General features: G+C 37.1%; 14 protein-coding genes and 1 riboswitch. Of the genes, 8 read left to right on the forward strand and 6 right to left on the reverse strand.

Features of this window, described 5'->3' with window-relative positions:
- Positions 1-18 precede the first annotated feature (18 nt).
- Both HHO41_RS05615 and HHO41_RS05620 read right to left on the reverse strand, forming a co-directional pair.
- Positions 19-291, reverse strand: a complete 273-nt coding sequence (locus HHO41_RS05615) for an acylphosphatase (protein ID WP_169096329.1) — start codon at positions 289-291, stop codon at positions 19-21.
- Positions 292-436: 145 nt separating this feature from the next.
- A complete protein-coding gene (locus HHO41_RS05620; protein WP_169096331.1) occupies positions 437-1669 on the reverse strand; it encodes an aminopeptidase in 1233 nt (410 codons plus the stop codon).
- A gap of 272 nt (positions 1670-1941) precedes the next feature.
- On the opposite strand from HHO41_RS05620, the gene HHO41_RS05625 reads away from it, so the two are divergent.
- Positions 1942-3096 carry a cation:proton antiporter gene (locus HHO41_RS05625; RefSeq protein ID WP_169096333.1) on the forward strand — a complete coding sequence of 385 codons (1155 nt, stop codon included), beginning with the start codon at positions 1942-1944 and terminating at the stop codon, positions 3094-3096.
- A gap of 35 nt (positions 3097-3131) precedes the next feature.
- Here HHO41_RS05625 and HHO41_RS05630 read toward each other — a convergent pair whose 3' ends face one another.
- Positions 3132-4415 carry an MDR family MFS transporter gene (locus tag HHO41_RS05630; RefSeq protein ID WP_169096335.1) on the reverse strand — a complete coding sequence of 428 codons (1284 nt, stop codon included), beginning with the start codon at positions 4413-4415 and terminating at the stop codon, positions 3132-3134.
- A 138-nt stretch (positions 4416-4553) separates the two neighbouring features.
- On the opposite strand from HHO41_RS05630, the gene HHO41_RS05635 reads away from it, so the two are divergent.
- Entirely contained in the window at positions 4554-6743 is a 2190-nt protein-coding gene (locus HHO41_RS05635) for a DNA topoisomerase 3 (protein ID WP_169096337.1), read from the forward strand.
- 70 nt (positions 6744-6813) lie between these two features.
- On the opposite strand, the gene HHO41_RS05640 is transcribed toward HHO41_RS05635, so the two are convergent.
- Positions 6814-6978: a hypothetical protein gene (locus tag HHO41_RS05640; protein WP_169096339.1), complete on the reverse strand. Its 165-nt coding sequence runs from the start codon at positions 6976-6978 to the stop codon at positions 6814-6816.
- 739 nt (positions 6979-7717) lie between these two features.
- Positions 7718-7816, forward strand: a riboswitch (cyclic di-GMP riboswitch).
- A 22-nt stretch (positions 7817-7838) separates the two neighbouring features.
- On the opposite strand from HHO41_RS05640, the gene HHO41_RS05645 reads away from it, so the two are divergent.
- Positions 7839-7967 (forward strand): anti-repressor SinI family protein, encoded by a 129-nt coding sequence (locus HHO41_RS05645; RefSeq protein WP_248278376.1) that lies wholly within the window; start codon positions 7839-7841, stop codon positions 7965-7967.
- 87 nt (positions 7968-8054) lie between these two features.
- Here HHO41_RS05645 and HHO41_RS05650 read toward each other — a convergent pair whose 3' ends face one another.
- Positions 8055-8378 carry a helix-turn-helix domain-containing protein gene (locus HHO41_RS05650; protein WP_169096341.1) on the reverse strand — a complete coding sequence of 108 codons (324 nt, stop codon included), beginning with the start codon at positions 8376-8378 and terminating at the stop codon, positions 8055-8057.
- 233 nt (positions 8379-8611) lie between these two features.
- Here HHO41_RS05650 and map point away from each other — a divergent pair, with 233 nt between their 5' ends.
- On the forward strand, positions 8612-9361 hold the full coding sequence (map, locus tag HHO41_RS05655; RefSeq protein ID WP_169096343.1) for a type I methionyl aminopeptidase: 750 nt from the start codon (positions 8612-8614) through the stop codon (positions 9359-9361).
- Between the two features lie 23 nt (positions 9362-9384).
- Here map and HHO41_RS05660 read toward each other — a convergent pair whose 3' ends face one another.
- Complete coding sequence (locus tag HHO41_RS05660; protein ID WP_169096345.1) at positions 9385-9606, reverse strand: DUF1128 domain-containing protein; 222 nt, start codon at positions 9604-9606, stop codon at positions 9385-9387.
- A 137-nt stretch (positions 9607-9743) separates the two neighbouring features.
- Between HHO41_RS05660 and HHO41_RS05665 the strand changes: the two genes are divergently transcribed.
- The 4 genes from HHO41_RS05665 (at position 9744) to HHO41_RS05680 (ending at position 13282) form a co-directional block, all read left to right on the forward strand.
- A complete protein-coding gene (locus HHO41_RS05665; RefSeq protein WP_169096347.1) occupies positions 9744-10211 on the forward strand; it encodes a low molecular weight protein-tyrosine-phosphatase in 468 nt (155 codons plus the stop codon).
- Positions 10212-10227: 16 nt separating this feature from the next.
- Complete coding sequence (locus HHO41_RS05670; protein WP_169096349.1) at positions 10228-10590, forward strand: YtxH domain-containing protein; 363 nt, start codon at positions 10228-10230, stop codon at positions 10588-10590.
- A 34-nt stretch (positions 10591-10624) separates the two neighbouring features.
- Positions 10625-11446: a YihY/virulence factor BrkB family protein gene (locus HHO41_RS05675; RefSeq protein WP_169096351.1), complete on the forward strand. Its 822-nt coding sequence runs from the start codon at positions 10625-10627 to the stop codon at positions 11444-11446.
- A gap of 357 nt (positions 11447-11803) precedes the next feature.
- Positions 11804-13282: a processed acidic surface protein gene (locus tag HHO41_RS05680; protein ID WP_169096353.1), complete on the forward strand. Its 1479-nt coding sequence runs from the start codon at positions 11804-11806 to the stop codon at positions 13280-13282.
- The last annotated feature ends 186 nt before the right edge of the window (positions 13283-13468 follow it).

Consider the following 13468-nt stretch of genomic DNA (forward strand, 5'->3'; position numbering starts at 1 on the left):
CAGCCGTAATGGCTGCCTTTAATATTTTATCTTGAATGAGTGATACCCGTCCGTTTTTTCCATTTCTTTAATGGCGATATCGTCCACTGTGGAAAAAGGATTTCCTTTTCGAACGTCCTCTAAAAACAATTGGAGGTTTTCCTCGGACCCCTCAGCAATTATCTCGACAGAACCTTCGTCACAATTGCGAACCCAGCCGCGGATACCGTATTGAATCGCTTTCATCTGTGAAAAATAACGAAATCCCACGCCTTGAACTCTACCGAAAACAGTAAGATGGATTTGCTTCAATGTAAATTCCCTCCGGTTAATCTACGATGTTCATTCTAAGAAGTTGATAAATTATCGGACTTAATGAGTGAATGAACCAACTCCGTTAAGTTCTATTAAAATAGATTTGATATACTTATCATACTAAACTGAATACAAGATGTCACTAAAACGCCCAATTTCCATTACGAAAAATAGGTTCGGTTTTCCCGTCCGCAGTAATTCCATCAATATTCATCTCACTTGAGCCAATCATAAAATCAACGTGGGTAATACTCTCGTTTAAGCCATTTTCAGCCAATTCTTCTTGAGACATGTTTTTGCCACCATCGATGCAGAATGAATAAGCGCTGCCGATTGCCAAATGGTTGGAAGCGTTCTCATCAAATAAGGTGTTGTAAAATAAAATATTTGATTGTGAGATTGGTGAATGATATGGAACGAGCGCGACCTCACCTAAATAATGGGAGCCTTCATCTGTTTCGATTAAACGCTTTAAGATTTCTTCGCCTTCCTCAGCTTTGTATTTTACAATACGGCCATTTTCAAAGGTAATCGTAAAACGGTCAATAATGTTACCGCCATAGCTCAATGGTTTAGTGCTCGATACGACACCATTGACTCCATTTTTTAACGGAACAGTAAAGACTTCTTCCGTCGGCATATTGGCCATAAATTCATTGCCTGCAACATTTATACTTCCTGCTCCAACCCATAAGTGTTTGTTATTGAGCTCTATAGTTAAATCAGTGCCTGGTGCTATATAGTGCAACTTTTTATAGCGTTTGCTGTTAAGATAGGCAACCTTTTCATGGAGATTTTCATCGTGCTGTTTCCAAGCTTCAACAGGATTGTCATTGTCGACTCGAGTTGCCTTGAAAATGGCATCCCACAGCTTATGGACCCTTGTTTCTGAAGATTCTTCTGGAAATACTTTTGCAGCCCAAGCGTCAGATGCCGCGGCAATCACTGTCCAGCTAACTTTATCGGTTAATATGTACTTGCGATATTCTTTCAACGCTATACCGGTTGCCTTTTGGAAATTTGCAATGCGTTCAGGATTAACTCCTTTTAACAAATCAGGACTCGTTGAGACAATCGACATGAAGGCTGCGCCACTTTCAGCCAATTCTTCTAGTTCCTTCGCACGCAATTTTGGATATTCATGAAAGGCTTGATCTGGAGCTAAATCGTATTTCAATCTTGAAACAATATCATCATTCCAGTTTACAATGACGTTTGCTGCCCCATTTTCATATGCTTTTTTGACAACTAATCGGACTAATTCCTGAGAATCAAGTGTTGTATTGATCACCAATGTTTGCTCTTTTTGAAGGTTGACCCCCACTTTAACAGCAAGCTCAGCATATTTTTCTAGGTTTGTTTGAAAATCACTCATTGAATTCGCTCCTTTACCAAAATATTCTTTTTAATTTTATCGATTTCCGAAAGAAAAAGAAACAATAAGCCATGAAATATGCCTTATCTTAACAATTATTCATTTTTATGTCCTAAAAGAAGTAATTTATTATATAATTGTTATTAACGATTACAAAAATAAAACAATTTTTTTGGAGGAGACTGTCACCAAGGGATTATTATGCCCTTTGGTAGCAGTCTCCTCTTTTATTTTTGTTTCGAAAAAGAAAACTAGAAAGGGAAGGTGAAAAAATGTTAATACTTCAATTAGCTATCATCTTGATTGCATCAAAAGTTGCTGGGGACATAAGTGTTCGGCTAGGTCAGCCTTCTGTTCTAGGAAAGCTGCTCATCGGGATTATATTGGGTCCATCATTACTGGGGCTCGTGACTGAGACGGATACCTTAGCGGAATTTAGTCAAATCGGGGTTATTCTGCTAATGTTTATTGCAGGTTTGGAAACCGATTTGGATGAATTTAAACGGACAGGTAAAGCATCAACTTTAGTGGGGCTTGGAGGTATTATTGTTCCACTTGGCATTGGGTATGTAACTGGATTAATGTTGAATATGTCAGTATTTGAGTCATGGTTTTTGGGATTATTATTGTCTGCAACGAGTGTCAGCATTTCTGTCCAAGCATTGAAGGAAATGAACAAGTTAAAGAGTCGTGAAGGAGCAACGATATTAGGGGCAGCCGTAATCGATGACGTCGTAGTTATCTTGGCTTTAGCGTTTTTAATGAGCTTTGCAGGTAGTGAAGTGCATTTAGGCGTTACCATCTTGAAGAAGGTGTTATTTTTTGGAGGAGCGTTTTTAGTTTCCTGGAAAATTGTACCGTGGTTTTTGCGGAAGTTTGCTTCTTTGCGAGTTTCTGAAACCGTGATTTCTTCAGCGTTAATCATCTGTTTTGTTTTTGCGTATCTAGCAGAATATACTGGAGTGGCAGCGATTATTGGTTCGTATCTAGCAGGGATTGCAATTAGTCAGACCAATTTTAAACATGAGGTTTTTGAAAAGGTTGAAACGATTAGTTATTCGATTTTTGTTCCTGTTTTTTTTACCTCTATTGGAGTAAAAGCACAATTTGCAGGGATTACAGAAAATTTAGGTCTGATTGTCGCTCTAAGCATTATTGCTATTTTAACAAAATTTGTTGGGGCGATGATGGGTGCCAAAGTTTCTGGATTTAATTGGAACAGTTCATTTGGGATTGGTTCGGCGATGATTTCTCGAGGTGAAGTGGCGCTGATCATTGCAGCTATTGGCTTAGAGACAAAGCTGTTAGATTCGGAAATGTTTGCGGTGTTAGTTGTGGTGGTGTTAGTAACGACCATTGTTACACCGCCTTTAATGAAACTGTTTTTTGAGACAAAGGAGAAGGTAAAGAAGCAAACTGCATCGTAAAAAAACAAGAGCATCGCGATGCTCTTGTTTTTTTGTTAAGCAGAACATTTCCGCGGCTTTGGTTTTGTTTCATTTTCAAATAACGAAAACATTACCCAAAAGATGACAGCACTTAATGCTGCCAGAAAACAGAGAAGGGCGATTGTCCAATCATAACCAATCCACACTGTTAACGGAATTGAAATTGGCGCAATCGTTTTACCTATCGTATAGCGCAAGCTTGCGGCGGCAAAGTATTGACCACGTAAATGCTTGGGTGCCAGTTTTGAAATAAAGGTTTGTTGAAGTCCAGCTGTCATTAATTCACCAAGCGTGAAAACGGCCATCGCAACAATTAACCACCAGATTGAGATAGTTTGTCCAATCATAAATATGGCGAGAGCATACAACAATGAAGACGCAATAAAGACAGTCCTGTCTTTGAACCTGCTTATCCACCTGGTAATAAAGAGCGTCAATAGTGCTACCAACATTCCGTTTTCTGATAAAAGAATTCCAAATGCTTGCTCACCTTTTATTGAAAGGGACCATTCTCCAATTGTCAGCATGGTCTGTTTCGGAACATTGTCCTTCGTATAAACTGGAATCAGAAGATCCAGCTGCATATAAGTTTGCGCCAGTAATACACCGCCAATGATAAATAGCAACAAGACCTTATCTTTTAATATTAACCTGTATTCCTTTAATTGGGTTATTAAAAAAGAATACCAGTATTGTTGACCATCAGATTCTTTTACGCGATAAACAGGAGCTGTTTCCCTGGTCCAATTTGCTAAAATAAAGCACAACAAAATACAAGCTACACCAGCGGCAAGCATGAGTTCAACGCGATGATGCGGATAGAAAATGGCGCCTAATAAAGGGCCGATGACAACAGCAATATTAATCGAAGTATAAAAAATAGCAAACACTTCGTTGCGATCTTCCTCATTAACCACATCCGCTACCATTGCTTGACTGGCAGGCCAATAGAAGGCGCTAAAAATGCCGACAAAAGCATAACAGACAAAACTCAGCCATGGTGAATCCAGCCATGGAGTATTGGCGAGGCCAAAAACAAGAAAGCAAATGCCCTGACCACAAGCAGACAGGACCATCATGCGCTTTCGGCCAAAACGGTCTGCACAATAACCGCCCATTAAATTAGCAAAAACCGAAAATACTTGCGAAAAAATCAATAATAATCCTGCTTTATCTTTACCGAACTCCTCAGCAAAATAAATCGTGAGAAAGGGGAAGAACATCCAAAATGAGATGTTCATCAAGGCTTCCCCATACAACCTTATTTTTAAATTTCGATCCCATTCTCTAAGTTTCATTTTTCCATCACCATTTCCTTCTAAAATCATTATATCAGGAAAATGAATAAGGCGACTATCGTCGCAGTAATCTGCAATATCTTGGTTAGTGTGGTATATTAAAAATTAAATGTGATTCCGAAAGGATGTTTATATAAAGTGAAAAAAAGTGTAGTACTCGCAGAAAAGCCCTCGGTTGCTCGCGACATAGCAGGTGTATTGAAATGCCATAAAAAAGGAAATGGTTTTTTAGAGGGTGACAAGTATATTGTCACTTGGGCATTAGGTCATTTAGTGACACTTGCAGATCCTGAAAGCTATGATGAAAAGTATAAAACGTGGAAAATAGAAGATTTACCAATGATTCCAAAAGATTTAAAGCTGGTTGTGATTAAGCAGACAAGTAAGCAATATAATTCCGTAAAGAGCCAACTGCAACGCTCAGATGTTGGAGACATTATTATCGCGACAGATAGTGGTCGAGAAGGTGAACTTGTTGCAAGGTGGATTATCGAAAAAGCTAAGGTCAATAAACCGATTAAACGACTTTGGATATCTTCTGTAACCGATAAAGCCATTAAAGAAGGATTCAATAATTTGAAGAATGGTAAGCAATATGAAAATCTATATCATTCAGCCGTGGCACGTTCGGAAGCGGATTGGTATATCGGTTTGAATGCGACACGTGCGCTGACGACTCGATTTAATGCTCAACTCAACTGTGGCCGTGTGCAAACGCCAACTGTTGCTATTATTGCAGCACGTGAGGCCGAAATTAAAAATTTTAAACCACAAACCTATTACGGTATAGAGGCTCAAACTACTGACAACTTAAAGTTGTCTTGGCAAGATGTTAATGGAAACGGTCGTAGCTTTGATAATGACAAAATTGCTGCGATTGTGAAAAAATTAGGCAATCAAAATGCCATCGTAGCTGATATTGAGAAAAAGCAGAAGAAAACCTATGCACCAGGTCTGTATGACTTAACAGAATTACAACGTGACGCAAATAAGTTGTTTGGATACTCTGCAAAGGAAACGTTAAATATTATGCAAAAACTTTATGAGCAACATAAAGTTTTAACGTATCCTCGAACAGACTCTCGCTATATCTCTTCAGATATTGTCGGAACCATCCCTGAGCGCTTAAAAGCCTGTGGAGTTGGGGAGTATCGTTCGATAGCACATAAACTGTTAAACAAACCAATAAAATCTTCGAAAGCATTTGTGGACGATAGTAAAGTTTCAGATCACCATGCCATTATTCCAACAGAAGGCTATGTAAACTACTCTTCATTCACAGATAAGGAGCGTAAAATTTACGATTTAGTTGTAAAAAGATTCTTAGCTGTATTATTCCCAGCGTTTGAATACGAACAATTAATACTCCGGGCAAAAATAGGAGAAGAAAGCTTTGTTGCTAGAGGAAAAACGATTATTTCAAGTGGTTGGAAGGAAGTATATAATAACCACTTTGAAGATCATGATTCAACCGATGATTTAAAAGAACAAATTTTACCTCGTATTGAAAAAGGGGCATTATTAAAAATTAAATTAATTGCCCAAACATCGGGGCAAACAAAACCACCTGCACACTTTAATGAGGCGACATTGCTTACGGCAATGGAAAACCCGACAAAATATTTAGAGGCGCAAAATAAACAGCTAGCTGAAACATTAAAATCAACCGGTGGATTAGGGACAGTCGCTACAAGGGCTGATATTATCGAAAAACTATTTAATTCCTTTTTGATAGAGAAACGCGGCAAAGACATTTTTATTACATCAAAAGGGAAACAGCTATTGGAACTTGTGCCTGAAGAATTAAAAACGCCCGCGTTAACAGCAGAGTGGGAATTGAAGTTAGAGGCCATTGCCAAAGGTAAGCTCAAAAAAGAAGTATTTATCGAAGAAATGAAGCGTTATACAAAAGAAATCGTAACAGAAATTAAAGCTAGCGATAAAAAGTATAAGCACGATAATATTTCCACTAAATCATGTCCTGATTGCGGTAAGCCAATGCTTGAGGTAAATGGCAAAAAGGGCAAAATGCTGGTTTGTCAGGATCGCGATTGTGGACATCGTAAAAATGTCGCTCGGGTTACAAATGCCCGTTGTCCTCAATGCCATAAAAAACTGGAACTTCGCGGTGAAGGAGATGGTCAAATCTTCACCTGCAAGTGTGGTTATCGTGAGAAATTGTCATCGTTCCAAGAACGCCGTAAAAAAGAATCCGGCGGAAAAGTAGATAAACGTTCAGTACAAAAATATCTAAAAGAACAAAACAAACAAGATGAACCAATAAATACCGCTTTAGCTGATGCTTTAAAGAAATTGAACTTAAAATAATCTTCAAAATAGTAGTTGGTAAAGCAAGAGGATGACTTTGAATTTTAACATAAGTCATCCTCTTGAATATTTACGTATTATCTTCACCGCCAACGCGATTTTTGAAGGCTTCTTGAGTAACAATTAATTCTTCATCACCAATTCTTTCTTTTGAATGTTTTTCAGTTGTGCTATTTTTTGGAAAATCGCCCGGATGATTTTTGATTTTATGATCAAAGTTTTTACCGCGTCCCAAGTTTACCACTCCTTTCGTTCTGACTTGTAGCATTCCCCATAATGTTTGAAAAAATGTGAGGAAGGGAAGACGGGGGATTCATTGTGAAAGATTTCACATTTTTTTCACAGACAAAAAAACAAAGCAGTTATATAATTAAGTTGTTCAAAAGTTCACAAACCCCCATAAAGATATTTATTATATAACACCTAAATGATGCTCTCCCCCCAAGAGCATCATTATTCTTTTTAACAAAATGTATCCGTTTACAAATAAAACGGACATGATTGCTCATGTCCGTTGCGTTGTGAATCACTACCTTTAGCCTTCTTATTCTTGGCTTTCTTCAGGAGATACTCCTGGTTTTGAAACATAATCAAGGAAAAAACCGAAACCAACCATTGCAGCGACTGGGACAACAATGTTTATTACGTGCCAAAACGTCATGAATATACCCCTTTCAAATTTAAATGTAGTGTAAATGTAATTTTGTTGTTATGATTATTTTATCCGAATTTTCAGAAAATAGACACAAAAAGTTCACATTTACTCCAAAAACCTTTCGACATAAAATCAACCAACCAACGAATTATTTTTATATAGGCTAATTTAGCCATTTTTTTCAAGGATTAAACCTCAAAAAAGAAAGAATTAGGTCTTTATAATTGAAATGATGTCAGAAAATGTATGAAAAATTATTTGATTTATGACAAAATTATGTACATTTCTCATTTAAAACCATGTAAAATAGAAAAAAACAAAGAGATAAAGGCAAACCTATTGAAAGATAGGGACGCAAAGTCACAGATCTAAGGTCGTCAACGTAGAAAGTATGTACTAAGATGGCTGGACTTCCTACATTTAAAATGGAGGAGCACAATTTGACTACACATTTGAAATCAATTGAAGAGTTGGATATCGAATGGGTTCAACTAATAATGGAAGCATTAGACCTGGGAATTGATAAGGAAGAGATTCGCTCATTTTTACAAGGTAAGCAGGTAGTTTGATGTATTGCGGTTAGTAGTAATACATAATTTAAGCAATAGCGATGGTAACTATTCTTAAACAAATAAAAAGAGGCTGAGCGCCTCTTTTTATTTGTTTTGATTTATTTTCCACTTGTTAAATTCAAGGTATTCACGGAATTGTTCCTTTGTAACACCTGATTCCATTGCCTCTTTAACTAAATCAATCCAACCAGCATCAAGTTGTTCTGTACTTGGCTTGTTTAAGATGAAATAATCAACAGTAACACCGAGGACATTCGCAATTTTATCGAGAAATTGTATTGATGGGTTTGATTGCAAATTCCGTTCCAGGGAACTTAAATATGATTTCGCAACCCCGGCTTGGTCAGCAAGTTCTGTTAAGGACATTTTCTTTTCTTGACGAAGCCTTTTTACACGATCTCCTATCATTAAGCTTCACACACCTTATTAATAGATAATCACATTATAACAAAGGTCTAGAAAATGTTCCATACAGCGAACAATAAATTTTTTCAAAATAATTTATATTTGTGATAATGGCAATATTTCATTCGCGAGAATGGGTAGGGAATGATAAATGTTATAATATAGATTATGAGAATGTCGTAAGTTTATGTATAAAGAGATTCTTTTTCTAGATAGACAAAAAGGAAGTGAGCAATATGATTATTTTAAAATCAGAACGGGAAATTGCAGGAATGAAACAGGCGGGTGAAATACTTGCAGCTTGTCATCAAGAACTAGCAAAGCTCATCCGACCAGGTGTTACTACTTGGGAGCTTGATGAGTTTGTTGAACAGTTCTTAAAGGAGAGAGGAGCAACCCCTGAACAAAAGGGATATCGAGGCTACCAGTATGCTACTTGTGCGAGCATTAATGATGAAATCTGTCATGGCTTTCCGCGAAAACAAGCGTTAAAGGATGGAGACATCGTAACAATTGATATGGTTGTTAGATACAATGGCTCTTTGGCAGATTCGGCCTGGTCATATGGGGTAGGTAAATTATCTACTGAAAATGAAAAGTTATTATTTGTTACGAAAAAAGCGCTTTATAAAGGAATTGAGCAGGCTCTGCCTGGAAATCGTATCGGTGATATCGGTCATGCAATTCAAACCTATGCAGAAGGCGAAGGTTTTTCAGTAGTACGCAATTTTATTGGCCACGGCATAGGTGCAGTGATACATGAAAAACCAGATGTACCTCATTTTGGACTTCCGGGAAAAGGGGCACGAATCAAAGAAGGAATGGTATTTACCATCGAACCAATGATCAATATTGGAAGTTATGAGTCGAAGATGGATTCTAATGGGTGGACAGCAAGGACGATTGATGGGAAAAACTCGGCCCAATATGAGCACACGATTGCAATCACCAAAAATGGACCAATCATCTTAACTGAGCAGGAATAGTTCAAATAGGGGAGGTGACTCCCCTATTTTCTTAAACTGCCTAGTTCTTCAACGATCGCCTGCATTTCACTTATGCTGAATGAATCCTTTTTCATGACAAGGTCATAAATGTCCTTTAATTCCTCATACATTTCCTCATCAAAATGCGAAGGTTTAATGGCTGCGAAATTCATAACCTTTAATTTTTCCTTTATTTTTTCAATCATAAATTCCACATTTTCGACTGACTTTTGCGATAAATTCATACACGTCATCCTTTCACGGGTAATATTCACATCTTTTCATGTTCAAAACGGAAAGTCAACGAAAACAGATAATATAAGCCAAATCCCCTTGAATCTTGGCGTTGATATGAGGAAAATAAAGAAAAGGAGGAAGAACAATGATTCATGTTTTGTTTGTTTGCTTGGGTAATATTTGCCGTTCCCCAATGGCTGAAGCAGTGTTTCGGGATCTTGTTAAAAGGGAAGGCTTAGAGGATAAAATTGTTATTGATTCTGCAGGAACAGGAAATTGGCATGTAGGCCATCCACCCCATCAAGGAACGAGAAAAACCTTAACGCAGCATCAGATTAGTTTCGAGGGTATGGTTGCACGGCAAATTACGGAAGCGGACCTTTCGCATTTTGATTATATTATTGCGATGGATCAACAAAATGAAATGGATATTATCAATCTAAATTCTACAATGCCAAAACAAACGAATATCCATAAATTACTTGATTTGACAAAAGAGCATCAAGGTAAAGATGTGCCGGACCCATATTATACCGGTAATTTTGATGAGGTTTTCCAATTAGTTACCCATGGTTGTGAAAAATTACTTCAGAAAATAAAAGCAGAGCTGTGAAAGGTGGTAATGAATAATGGGTGAAGCAAGAAACTTCTGGAAGGGTGTATTGTTAGGTGCATTAGCAGGTGGGGCACTTAGCTTACTCGACAAACCAACGCGACAAGCAGTTACATCCAATTGTAAATCTGCTACAAAAAAGGTAGTCCATGTGATTAAGAATCCATCTGAAGTAGTAGAGAAGGTGAAAACAACCTCGGAGCAGGTAAGGCAAACTGTAGAGCAGGTTAGTGATGATCTTTATTTTATTAAAGAAAAAGTGGAGGAAATTACCGAAGCTACCCCATACGTTGTTAATGTTGTAAAAGAGACAAAGGATGTATTTTTAGATAACAAAGATACATATACTGAAACGGAGCAAGGTCAATTCGATAAATAAGATACTGAACTAATACATAGAAAAGGTGATTCAAATGTCCTCCATCGACGCATCCATCATTAAGCACTTGTGGGTAAGGATTGGAAGAGATGATATCTCAGGCTTGGCCGCACAATTGGCTTACTTTTTCTTACTATCTTTGTTTCCACTGTTAATCTTTTTGGTGACATTACTGCCGTATTTTTCGATGACTCAGGAAAATTTACTTAGCTTTATTAAAGATTATGCTCCTGGTGACACAATGGTTTTGATCGAGACAAGCTTAACAGATGTAATGGATAAAAACGGGAAGCTTCTATCATTTGGGGTTATTGCAACATTATGGTCAGCATCCAATGGAATTCATGCGATCGTGGCTGCGTTTAACAAAGCGTATGATGTAGTCGAAAACAGAACTTTTGTTGTTGAACGAGGGATTGCAATTTTACTAACGATTGGGATGATTGCAGTCATCGTGGTAGCATTATTATTACCTGTATTTGGTCGACATATTGGATTGTTCTTATTTACGGAATTTGGGTTGTCAGAACAATTTTTAAAGGTGTGGAATGCACTTAGATGGTTGTTTAGTTCGTTATTTCTCTTTATTGTATTTACAGGGCTTTATTGGATTGCGCCTAATAAGAAAATCAGCTGTTTAAGTGCAGTCCCGGGCGCTCTATTTGCAACGGTTGGTTGGGTGTTGACCTCACTTGCTTTTTCTTATTATGTAGGGAATTTTGCTAACTACTCTGCGACATATGGCAGTATTGGAGCGATTATTGTTCTAATGATTTGGTTTTATTTATCAGGCTTTGTTATTATTTTAGGCGGAGAAATCAACGCGTACTATACAGCCAAGAAAAGCAATTGTTAGACTGTTCTACCTTAACTTTCCTCTAGTAAGTTTTCACTTCCGTATCAAAATAAGGAAGGGGAAACTCATTGATAACTTGGAGGGATAGTTTTGACAAAGCATACGAAAAAAGACGGTAGCACTAAGCAAAAAGGGAAAAAGAGCCATCCGAAGCAAAAAACATCAGGTTCAGCAAATGGTTCAAATGGATACCATTAAATGAAAAGGGAAGCGCGAGACTGCGCTTCCCTTTTTCTGTGACAGGAATGTTCAAAAAGTTTATATTGATATAATTTTTTTAGAGAGATGATACTATTCAAATAATTGGCAATCAATTATGATAATTTATGTATAAAATACCATTTTTGGAGGAATATGATGAGGCGGTTTTATTTTATTTTACTATCATTCGTTTTACTTCTTGGAGTTTCGCCGTCAATAAGCTTTGCAATGTCACCTCAAGATTTATCTGATTTTTTAGAAAGGGAAGGATTAACTGAAGTACAGTTGACAGACCTTTTATCGAATTATTGGGAGTTAACTCCTAATGATTTTGAAACAAGTGAAGATTTGGAAGCGCTTTTAGGAGAAAGAATTACTGATGAAAACCTGCAACAATTACTAGAGATTAATAATATCGTTGATGAAACAGAGCTTACATCCCTACTTGTAAAAAATCAGAAACTAGAAGAAGGGGCAGATCTTCGCACTACGTTTGTATATATTAGTGCCCTTGAAAATACAATTTCCTTCATGTCTATCATTCCAAAAACTGATGAAAATTTGCAACAGCTCCTTGATACATACGGGCTAACAATTGATGAATTAAACCAAATTTTCAACTTGAATAATGATTCACTAGATAACTATGAATTTATTGAAGATATTGAAATGGTACTCATTAATTATGGAGTTCCAATTACGGAACATACGCTAGATACACTTCTCAATAATTTCGGACTCTCTCTTGAACAATTAAATCAAATTTTTTCCGATAATAATGACTCTCTTAATAACTATGATAATATTGATGACCTTGTCACGAAATTGTTAGAGTACGGAATTCCGATTACTGACCAAAATTTTCAGGATTTATTAAATGATTTTGAGATAACACAAGATCAGTTTGAAGCATTGATGCTGAAATACGATGATGCCAAGGAGAACTATCAAACCATTGATGAGCTTTATATGACTGTGTTCATGTATATGCTAATTGAGGAATCAGATGAATTTTTAGAGGAGCTTGGAATAGGGCTTGATAAAATTGAACTTAAAAATCTGGTTAAACATTTTCAAGGCATTGATATGACGGATCCAGTATTTGCGGAAAAAATGGCTGAACTTGAGAATCGATTAATCGAATTGGGTGAGTTTGAAAGTCCAGCTGATCTTACCGAGGAACAAAAAACAGTCTTAGTCAATACTTTCCAAGAAATGATGGGATTGTATCAATTACAAGCTCAGTACTATTTAGTAAAAGGGACAGAAAGAATTCCGGTATCTTATCAAGAATTGTTAACAATGAAGATAACAAAAGGATATGATTTAGCTGTTGAATTATATAATACTGATGGGTTGCTCCTTGCGGATATTAATTTGACTGCAGAACTACTCGGGTTTGAAATTATAGAAGAAATCGAAAATGAAATAAATACAGAGAAGGAAACGATAACTAATCCGGTGAATGTGAAAAGTGAAGTGCAGATTCAGCCGGTAAAACAACAGAATCAATCTGGTACAGGAGAAAGATTGCCTGATACTGCAGGAAATAGCGGAAATGGCATTCTTATCGGATTGGGTCTGGCTATGACTGGAGTAATATTGTTCCGAAAGCAAATTGTAAAACAATCTTAATTTTAAAATAACCCGAAGCCAGATTCGAATTCTTCGTTAGGGAAGATTATGAATAAGGGTTCGGGTTTTTTCTTAAAATTAGGCTGTGTTAAAGCTGAATGTTTTCAAAGTTGATTGGAGTGGAAGGCGCGAAGACTCCTGCGGGAGCAGCGGGATAGGTGAGACCCCACAGGCGCAAAAGCGCCG

The organism is Bacillus sp. DNRA2, assembly GCF_012843265.1.
Lineage (GTDB): Bacteria > Bacillota > Bacilli > Bacillales > Cytobacillaceae > Bacillus_BU.

Bases quoted from the DNA above. Each gene is read 5' to 3' on its own strand.
- HHO41_RS05620 (WP_169096331.1), bottom strand. From the start codon at position 1,669: ATGAGTGATTTTCAAACAAACCTAGAAAAATATGCTGAGCTTGCTGTT.
- HHO41_RS05625 (WP_169096333.1), top strand. From the start codon at position 1,942: ATGTTAATACTTCAATTAGCTATCATCTTGATTGCATCAAAAGTTGCT.
- HHO41_RS05630 (WP_169096335.1), bottom strand. From the start codon at position 4,415: ATGAAACTTAGAGAATGGGATCGAAATTTAAAAATAAGGTTGTATGGG.
- HHO41_RS05650 (WP_169096341.1), bottom strand. From the start codon at position 8,378: ATGATAGGAGATCGTGTAAAAAGGCTTCGTCAAGAAAAGAAAATGTCC.
- map (WP_169096343.1), top strand. From the start codon at position 8,612: ATGATTATTTTAAAATCAGAACGGGAAATTGCAGGAATGAAACAGGCG.
- HHO41_RS05660 (WP_169096345.1), bottom strand. From the start codon at position 9,606: ATGAATTTATCGCAAAAGTCAGTCGAAAATGTGGAATTTATGATTGAA.
- HHO41_RS05665 (WP_169096347.1), top strand. From the start codon at position 9,744: ATGATTCATGTTTTGTTTGTTTGCTTGGGTAATATTTGCCGTTCCCCA.
- HHO41_RS05670 (WP_169096349.1), top strand. From the start codon at position 10,228: ATGGGTGAAGCAAGAAACTTCTGGAAGGGTGTATTGTTAGGTGCATTA.
- HHO41_RS05675 (WP_169096351.1), top strand. From the start codon at position 10,625: ATGTCCTCCATCGACGCATCCATCATTAAGCACTTGTGGGTAAGGATT.
- HHO41_RS05680 (WP_169096353.1), top strand. From the start codon at position 11,804: ATGAGGCGGTTTTATTTTATTTTACTATCATTCGTTTTACTTCTTGGA.